The sequence below is a fragment of the Chitinimonas sp. genome, assembly GCF_041904975.1.
Taxonomy (GTDB): Bacteria; Pseudomonadota; Gammaproteobacteria; order Burkholderiales; family Chitinimonadaceae; genus Chitinimonas.
Map to the genome: position 1 here is coordinate 1 of NZ_JAYRLZ010000186.1, position 8,609 is coordinate 8,609.

Annotated in this window: 9 protein-coding genes; 2 read left to right on the plus strand and 7 right to left on the minus strand. The window is 61.1% G+C overall.

Going from position 1 to position 8,609, the window contains the following annotated elements:
• The 6 genes from ACE3OH_RS15675 to ACE3OH_RS15700 form a co-directional block, all read right to left on the minus strand.
• Nucleotides 1-128 (minus strand): FAD-dependent oxidoreductase (locus ACE3OH_RS15675; protein ID WP_374354975.1); only part of this gene is annotated, 128 nt, incomplete at its 3' end.
• Between the two features lie 127 nt (nt 129-255).
• Complete coding sequence (locus ACE3OH_RS15680; RefSeq protein ID WP_374354952.1) at nt 256-1,434, minus strand: FAD-dependent monooxygenase; 1,179 nt, start codon at nt 1,432-1,434, stop codon at nt 256-258.
• Between the two features lie 5 nt (nt 1,435-1,439).
• Nucleotides 1,440-2,768 (minus strand): aminopeptidase P N-terminal domain-containing protein, encoded by a 1,329-nt coding sequence (locus tag ACE3OH_RS15685; protein WP_374354955.1) that lies wholly within the window; start codon nt 2,766-2,768, stop codon nt 1,440-1,442.
• 320 nt (nt 2,769-3,088) lie between these two features.
• Entirely contained in the window at nt 3,089-4,027 is a 939-nt protein-coding gene (locus tag ACE3OH_RS15690) for a class I SAM-dependent methyltransferase (protein WP_374354958.1), read from the minus strand.
• Nucleotides 4,028-4,187: 160 nt separating this feature from the next.
• On the minus strand, nt 4,188-4,910 hold the full coding sequence (locus tag ACE3OH_RS15695) for a hypothetical protein (RefSeq protein WP_374354961.1): 723 nt from the start codon (nt 4,908-4,910) through the stop codon (nt 4,188-4,190).
• A gap of 68 nt (nt 4,911-4,978) precedes the next feature.
• A complete protein-coding gene (locus ACE3OH_RS15700) occupies nt 4,979-5,227 on the minus strand; it encodes a hypothetical protein (protein WP_374354964.1) in 249 nt (82 codons plus the stop codon).
• A 277-nt stretch (nt 5,228-5,504) separates the two neighbouring features.
• Here ACE3OH_RS15700 and ACE3OH_RS15705 point away from each other — a divergent pair, with 277 nt between their 5' ends.
• Entirely contained in the window at nt 5,505-5,966 is a 462-nt protein-coding gene (locus ACE3OH_RS15705) for a YHS domain-containing (seleno)protein (RefSeq protein WP_374354967.1), read from the plus strand.
• A gap of 72 nt (nt 5,967-6,038) precedes the next feature.
• Here ACE3OH_RS15705 and ACE3OH_RS15710 read toward each other — a convergent pair whose 3' ends face one another.
• Entirely contained in the window at nt 6,039-7,688 is a 1,650-nt protein-coding gene (locus ACE3OH_RS15710) for a GMC family oxidoreductase (protein ID WP_374354970.1), read from the minus strand.
• Nucleotides 7,689-7,978: 290 nt separating this feature from the next.
• Between ACE3OH_RS15710 and ACE3OH_RS15715 the strand changes: the two genes are divergently transcribed.
• On the plus strand, nt 7,979-8,609 hold a 631-nt coding region (locus ACE3OH_RS15715; protein WP_374354973.1), incomplete at its 3' end, for a UDP-2,3-diacylglucosamine diphosphatase.

Below are 8,609 nucleotides of genomic sequence, written 5' to 3' on the forward strand. Positions count from 1 at the left end.
GCTTTCGGCGCATGGCGCTCGATCAGGGCCACGCGCCAGTGCGGCGCCAGCGCCAGCGCCAGGCTGGCACCGACCAGTCCGCCGCCGACAATGGCGATATCGAATTCCTGTGTAGCCATTGCATCCATCAACCATGCTTCCCAATGCGAGCGCCCAAGCGCTTTCGGCCTGCCTGCCACGACGGCATGCAGGCAGATTCACCCTGGCAATCAGCGATCGCGGCGGAGCCGGATAGCAGAAGTTCAAAATCAGCTGTCATGGGGTGCCAAACACCATGCGCCGGGCAAAACCACGGCGCAAAGGCTTGAGACTATCGAGTGCCAACATGCCATAGCTGCGCGCCCGCTTGAGCGGCGGCAGGTTCAGTCCGAACAGGCGGATCAGGCCATCGGTGAAGCCTACCGTAGCGAGGCTGTCGCGGCGGCGCAGGCTGGCATAGCGCGCCAGCATGGCCGGGCCGCCCAGATCCGCGGTTGGCGTAGCCTTGATCAGGCGAGCCAAGGCCAATGCATCACGCAGGCCCAGATTGAAGCCCTGGCCGGCCACCGGGTGCAGGGTCTGCGCCGCATTGCCCACTACCGCCAAGCGCCGCGCATGATGGGCGCCGGCCCACTTCAGCCGCAAAGGGAAGGATGCACGGGCACCGACCGCTGTCAGCAAGCCGGCGCGCTGGCCGACCCTGGCCTGCAATTCGTGCAGGAAATCCACATCTGGGAGACTTGCGGCTTGCAACGGGTCCTGACTTGGACGCGTCCACACTGCGGCATAGCGGCAGCCATGCTCGCCATCGATCGGCAGCAGGGCAATCGGGCCATCACAGGCAAACCGCTCGAAGGCGCGACCCTTATGCGGGCTGGCTACGGTGACTTCCGCCACCAGCGCATGCTGGGCGTAGTCATGTTCGTCCTGGGCAATGCCGGCAGACGCCAGCAATTTGCCGCCTTCGGCCAGTACCGCCAAGCTCGCGGTCAGCAGCAGTTCGCTGCCCTCGCGCTGCAAGGTGGCGGCGGCATAGCCATCGAGCAGCTTCAGTGCGCCGACCCGTGTTGCCGGCAGGTAATGAATGCGTGGGTTGGCCAACAACTGCTGGTGCATGGCGCGAGCGAGGGCGGCATAGGGCATCACATAGCCGAGCGCCGGAAGGTCGAGATCTTCATGGCTGAGCTTTACCCGGCCAAAAGTGTGTTGCTGCGAGACATGCACGGTGTGGATGGCGGTGGCGGCCTGCGCCGGCCAGACACCCAGTGGCGCCAGCGCCTCGCGGCTGGCGTGCGACAAAGCCAGGGCGCGCGCGTCGCCGACCGGCTCGGGCTTGGCTTCCACCAGCGCAATGATCAGGCCGGTATCGGCTAGCGTAAGCGCCAGCGCGCCACCCACCGGGCCACCGCCGACGATCAACACATCCACATGGGCTGGAATCGCAGTTGCCGGCATCTGCCCTACCCCGCCATGGTCGCTTCGATATCGGCCACCGTCTTGGGCGCCAGCGCCGTCAGATTCTCATGGCCCGACCCGGTCACGATCAGGTCGTCTTCGATGCGCACACCGATATGCAGGAACTGCTCGGGCACCTGCACATAGTGGGCTGGTGAATCGGCCAGCAGCGGGCGGAAATACAGGCCCGGCTCCACCGTCAACGCCATGCCGGGGGCCAACAGGCGCGATTCGCCATCCATGCGGTATTCGCCGACATCGTGCACATCCAGCCCCAGCCAGTGGCCGGTGCCATGCATGTAAAACTGCTTGTAGGCCTCGGTTTCGATCAAGCCGTCGACGGTGCCCTTGAGAATGCCGAGATCGACCAGGCCCTGGGTCAGGGTACGCACCGCAGCATCGTGGTAGGCAATGCGGCGGATGCCGGGCTTGACCTGCTCGAAGCCGGCCTGCATCGCGGCCAGCACCAGCTGGTAGATATCCTTTTGCGGGCCGCTGAACTTGCCGCCGATGGGAAAGGTACGGGTGATATCGGCCGCATAGCCATGCAACTCGCAGCCGGCATCGATCAGCAGCAGGTCGCCCTGCGCCATCTTGCGGTTGTTTTCCTGGTAATGCAGGCAGGTGGCATTGGCGCCACTGGCGACAATGCTGCTATAGGCCGGGTAGCGCGAGCCGTTTTTATAGAAGTGGTAGAGCAGCTCGGCTTCCACCTCGTATTCAAACTGGCCGGCGCGGGCGGTCTGCATGGCGCGGATATGCGCTTCGCTGGAGATGCGACCCGCTTCGCGCATGATGGCGATTTCGTCCTCATCCTTATGCAGGCGCATCTCATCGATGGCCATGCGCGCATCGACAAATTCCGACGGTGCAGTCACGCCGGTCTTGGCGCGCGCCTTGACCCGGTCCACCCAGCCAAGAATACGCCGGTCCCATTTTTCGTCGTAGCCGATCGGAAAATACAGGCGCGGCTGATCGGCGATCAGCTCGACCAGCTTGTCGTCGAGCTGCTCAATCGGGTAAGCCTCGTCAAAGCCGAACTGCTCGCGTGCGGCATCGGGGCCAAACAGAAAACCTTCCCAGATTTCGCGCAGCTCGTTCTTGGGCTGGCAGAACAGAATGGACTTGGGCGCATCACCCAGCACCTGCACCAGCACGGCCTCCGGCTCGGGAAAACCGGTCAGGTAGTAAAAGCCGCTATCGAAACGAAACGGAAAGTCGCTGTCATTGCTGCGATTCTTGCTGCGGGCGGTAGGCAGGATCAGCAGCCCGGCTGGCAAGCGTTGATTGAGTTCGGCGCGGCGGCTTTGCTGGCGTTCTGGTTTGACATGCATGGCGGGAGTTCCTTGATCGGCCGGCACGAATCGCCGGCGCAAGATTGCCGATTATAGCCGGATCGGCAGCCCAGGCTGCGCTGCATGACGGATGCGTTGTCTGGTCAGATGGGTGGCCAGGATGGATTCACATCGTTCAACGCAAAGGCGCAGAGAACGCGGAGAGACGCAGACAAAGGCAAATAACGAGAATCCCATTTCAGGCCAACAAGATTCCCCACCATGGACGCGTTCATGCTTCTGCTTTTTCTCCTTTGGTTTTCCTCTGCGTCCCTCTGCGCCTTTGCGTTGAAGCCTTTGACTTTGGATTCAACGCCGCCTCAAACCACCTCAAACCTAAAGCACTGATGGATCTTGCGATTGCGGAAGTCTTCCGGCACCGACTGCGCCGAGATATCGCGGCACAGGCCCTGGAGCGAAGCGTCCAGGGTAAAGCCGCGCAGATTATTGCTGAAATACAGCACCCCGCCCGGCATCAACAGCTTTAGGCAGGACTGCACCAGTTTCACCTGGTCACGCTGTATGTCGAGAAAGTCCTGCATCTTGGCCGAATTGGAAAAGCTCGGCGGGTCCATCACGATCAGATCGAACAGCTGGCCTTCGTCGATAGCAGTTTCCAGGTAGCGGAACACATCGGCGCGCACCAGTTGATGGCGCTGCAGATCCATGCCATTGAGCTCGAAATTGCGCTTGGCCCACTCCAGATAGGTATTGCTCAAATCCACCGTGACCGATTCCGGCGCGCCGCCGGTGGCGGCATACACGGTAAAGCTGCCGGTATAGGCAAACAGGTTCAGAAAGCGCTTGCCGGCTGCCTCCTCGCCTACCCGTTTGCGGGTAGGGCGATGGTCAAGAAACAGTCCGGTATCGAGGTATTCATCCAGATTCACCCAGAAGCGCCGCCCCTGCTCGCTCACAGTGAAATCGGCGCTGTGATGGCCGGTGCGGCCGTACTGGAAATCATCCTTCTGCCGGCGCCGAATCTTGAATGCAATGGTCTTGGGCGCCATACCCAATACCTCGGCCACCGTAGCCTTGACCTCGTCCGCCCAGGCCGCGTGTTCCTCGTCGCTTTGCTGCCAGCCGGTATCGTATTCGGCGATATGCGCCCGACCGCCATACACATCGACCGCAACCGGGTATTGCGGAATATCGCGATCATAAATGCGATAGGCCTCGGTATTGGCGCGTTTGGCCCACTTGGCGAAGTGTTTATGATTTTTGGCGAGGCGGTTCTGGAAGTCTTGCAGGGCGGACATGGCGATCTTCTGGTTGGGGTCGTGTCAGTACAACAAAGCCGCCGGATTATCCGCGCTTTGCCGCCGGCGTGGGCACAAACTGCATCATGCCCACTGCCCGCCCTGGCACATCCGGATCGGGCTTTATACGTCAGTCATCGCACCCGCCGTGGCTGACGCGCTAGCCGAGCAAAGCTTCCAGCGCCTCGATATCGGCGACCAGGTCAATCGGGCAGAAACTCAGCACCTCGATATTCGGGTCGGCGAATACGGTGCGGCGGTCACGACCCGCGCCGTGGGTGGCGAGCGCCGCATCGCGCGCGGCCAGCAGCTGCACCAGCTGCGGCCGATACAAGCGGCACAGCGCCACCAGAAAGGCATTGACCTCGGGCACGCCTTCGCGCCCCTTGATATTGAACTGGTCTAGCGCGGTCAGTACCTGCCGGGCTGCAAGCCACGGCCCCTTGGTGACCCAGCGATTGACGGTAAACAGGCCTTGCGGCAAGCCCTGCGCATTCATCGATACGGCAAACAGATGCGCCGGCGCTGGCCGGCGGCCATCGCGCACCCGGGCGAGGCCCAGTTTTTCGGCGTGGATGAACAGATGAAAATGCCCATGCTCGCTGAATGGCCGCTGCAGGCCGGGGTGGGCATGGTAGAAGTATTGCGAGGCATGACGCTTGTCGCTGACATCGTCATCCGGGTAGTGGTCCCACTCGACAAAGCAGGCATCGCCTATGGTGGCCTGCACCGCCTGACTGCCGGCATCACCGAGCTTGCTCAGCTGCTCGACCAGCTTGCCGGCGGCCTTCCAGCAGGGCTTGAGCTGCGCGCGATCGAGCTGCGTCCAGGCAGGCGCGGCCACTTCAAACGGCAAGGGAGTCAGGTTTACAGATGCATTCATGGCGCAATCTATTGCGAGAAAAAGCCGGGCGGGAAGGCCCGTCCGGCCGGTAATGCTAGCGCAGGCGCTTACTTCTTGGCAGCGCAGCAACCCTTCTTGGCGGCGCAGCAGCCCTTCTTCGCTGCACAGCAAGCCTTCTTGGCGTGGCACTTCTTGGCGTGGCATTTTTTGGCATGGCACTTCTTGCCGGCACAGCAGGCCTTCTTTTCGGTCTTGGCGGCAGCGCAGCAACCTGCGTGAGCCGGTGCGGCTGCAATGGCAGCTGCAGCGATGACCGATGCACCAACAACCTTCTTCAGCGACTTCGACAAGGACATGGCAAAACTCCTAAGGGGGGAAAGGTGAATAGGCGAAACCGTTATATCGGCTTCGCTGTATGAGTATATCGAGCCGCGTTTTTCTTACATCGCTCATTGCAAAAACTGGCCGGAAATTTCATTTCCATTGCAGATCAATGAGTTGTATTTGCAACACTGCGCGTAAATCGGCCGAATATGCCTGGCCAAGACCAAGCTATCGGTCGATATGTAAGAAACCGGCGCTGCGGCACGACTCATCCCCTGTATCGCCATCTCACCCACCCAGGAGACCTCCATGCAGCTGCCTCGCCCCCATCATCTTGCCGCCCTTGCCCTGTCGGTTTTCTCGCTGGCGGCACTGGCCATCCAGCCGGTGTTCCAGACCGAAGACGGCGCCATCCGTGGCTATGACCCTGTAGCCTATTTCACCCAGCACAAGCCGGTAAAAGGCGACAAGCAGTTCACCAGCAAATGGCAGGATGCCGAATGGCATTTCGCCAATGAGGCCAATTTGAAGGCGTTTGAAGCCAACCCGGAGAAATATGCGCCGCAATACGGTGGTTATTGCGCCTACGGCGTGGCACAGGGCTATACGCCCGAGACCGACCCGGCGGCCTTCAAGGTGGTCAACAACAAGCTGTATCTGAACCTGAGCCAGGCCGTGCTGAAGAAGTGGAGCAAGGACATCAAGGGCTATGTGAAGGATGCCGACGAAAACTGGCCCAAGCTCAAGGATGGCAGCTACAAGGAAAAATAAGCGCAGCGCGCAGGCCGGATGCCCCGGCAAATGATGCATGCCAGCACGGGGTCGATCGGCCCCGTGCTGCGTTCAGGCGGGCGTCAGCACGGCTTTGACCGGCTGGGCACTGGCAGCAGCGCTTGTTTCGTGCGCGGCGCGAATCAGGTCAACCGCTTTCTCGGCAATGGCCACCGTCGGTGCATTGGTATTGCCGCCGATCAGGGTCGGCATGATCGAGGCATCGACCACGCGCAGGCCTTCCAGGCCATGCACGCGCAATTCGGCATCCACCACCGCCATCGGGCCGCTGCCCATCTTGCAGGTACCCACCGGGTGATAAATGGTCTCGGCCTTGGCGCGGATGAATTCGCGAATCTGCGCCTCGTCGTCGCTGACCGCCTTGCCCGGCACCAACTCCTCGCCGCGATACGCATCAAATGGCGCCGCCGCCAGCACCTTGCGCGCCAGCCGCACCCCCTTCACCATCGCCGCCATATCATCGGGGTGGCTCAGGTAATTGGCGTGAATGGCCGGCTTGGCCATCGGGTCGGCACTGGCCAGGGTGATTTCACCAACGCTTTTCGGGCGCAGCTGGCACACATGCAGCGAGTAGCCTTCACCAATGAGGAATTTCAGGTCGCGCCCATGATCGCGCAAACGGCCCGGAGTGAAATGCAACTGCAGATCGGGAATCGGCTCGGCCGGATCGCTCTTGATAAAGCCGCCCGCTTCGGCGCCATTGGTAGTGAGCATGCCGTTTCGCGCAAACAGATAGCGCAGCAGATTGGGCAAGCCCAGCAGCAGGTTCTTCGGGGTGATGCCATAAGACAGCGGCTTGGTGCAGCTATCGACGATGATCACATCGAGGTGATCCTGCAGGTTCTTGCCCACTCCCGGCAGTTCATGCACCAGCGGAATACCGAAGCGCTGCAACTGGCCGGCTTCGCCCACGCCCGACAGCAGCAAGAGCTGCGGACTCTGGATGGCGCCTGCCGACAGCAGCACTTCGCGGCGCGCCGCTACCTGGCATGTTTTGCCTTTGCAGCGGTATTGCACGCCGACTGCGCGTTTGCCATCGAACACGACACGGGTGGCATGGGCATCGGTAATGATGGTCAGATTGCTGCGCCCCTTGGCATGGCCGAGATAACCCTTGGCCACACTGCAGCGCCGCCCGTCTTTCTGCGTCAGCTGGTAGTAGCCAACCCCTTCCTGCTCTGCACCATTGAAGTCATGGCTCTCGGTAAAGCCGGCTGCCACCGCCGCTTTCACGAATACCGGCGACAAGGGTGACAAGGAGCGGGCATCCATCACATTGAGCGGGCCGCCGGTGCCGTGATACGCAGAAGCGCCACGTTCCTGGTGCTGCGAGCGCTTGAAGTACGGCAGCAAGGCCTGGTAGCTCCATCCGGCATTGCCTTGCGCGGCCCAGCTGTCGTAATCCGCTGCATGGCCGCGCGTATAGCACATGGCATTGGAAGAGCTGCTACCGCCCAGGGTGCGGCCGCGCGGCCAGAACAGCTTGCGCTTGTTCAATTGCGCCTCGGGCTCGGTATGGAAATTCCAGTTGAGCACCTTGCTGCGCATCATCCACAAAATTCCCAGTGGCATATGGATCAGCGGGTGACGATCCGGCGGCCCCGCCTCCAGAAGGCATACCGTCACTGCCGGATCTTCACTCAGCCGGCTGGCCAGCACACAGCCAGCCGAACCGCCACCAACGATCACATAGTCATACATTGCCTTGCTCCACCCATGACGCTTTTGCGCCAATTTTAGGGAAGGGCACACAGCCAGTCCGAAAATTCGAGCTATTGCTCGATTGATGCATGTGCCGCCGTGGTGGCATCGCCACAAGGTTGCAGCGCAGCAATCTCTCGCAAGGCGCACCATTGCTACAGCTCAGTGCTGTGCACCCTGCTGCGGCAGGATTGCAACAGCTCGGCGCCGGCAGTTTTCTTGGCTTACGTCATCATTGCGCAATCTGAATGTCGCGAACACGTCATGCGCCGCACCGATACTCGGCACCCGTGAGCGACCTTGCCCAACACCACTATCGTGCGATCTGGATCTCGGATGTGCATCTTGGCACTGCAGGCTGCCAGGCTGGCTATCTGCTGGATTTTCTCAAGCACAATGAGTCGGACCATCTCTACCTGGTCGGCGACATCATCGACGGCTGGGCGCTCAAACGTGGCTGGTACTGGAACCAGACGCATAACGATGTGGTGCAGAAGATCCTGCGCAAGGCGCGCAAAGGCACCCATGTGGTGTATATCGCCGGCAATCATGATGAAGTGGTGCGCCAATTCATCGGCCTGGCCTTCGGTGGCATCGATATCCAGGACGAGGTGGTGCACACCACCGCCGATGGCCGCCGCCTGCTGGTCCTGCACGGCGACCTGTTCGACGGCGTGATCCAGTGCGCGCGCTGGCTGGCCATTGTCGGCGACCAGGCCTATATGTTCACCCTGCAGCTCAATCGTTGGTTCAACCATATCCGCGCCAAATTCGGCCTGGGCTATTGGTCGCTATCGCAATTTCTCAAGCACAAGGTCAAAAAAGCGGTCAATTACCTGAGCCAGTTCGAAGAAGCAGTGGCACGCGAAGCCAAATCACGCGGGCTGGATGGCGTGGTATGCGGCCATATCCACAAGGCGG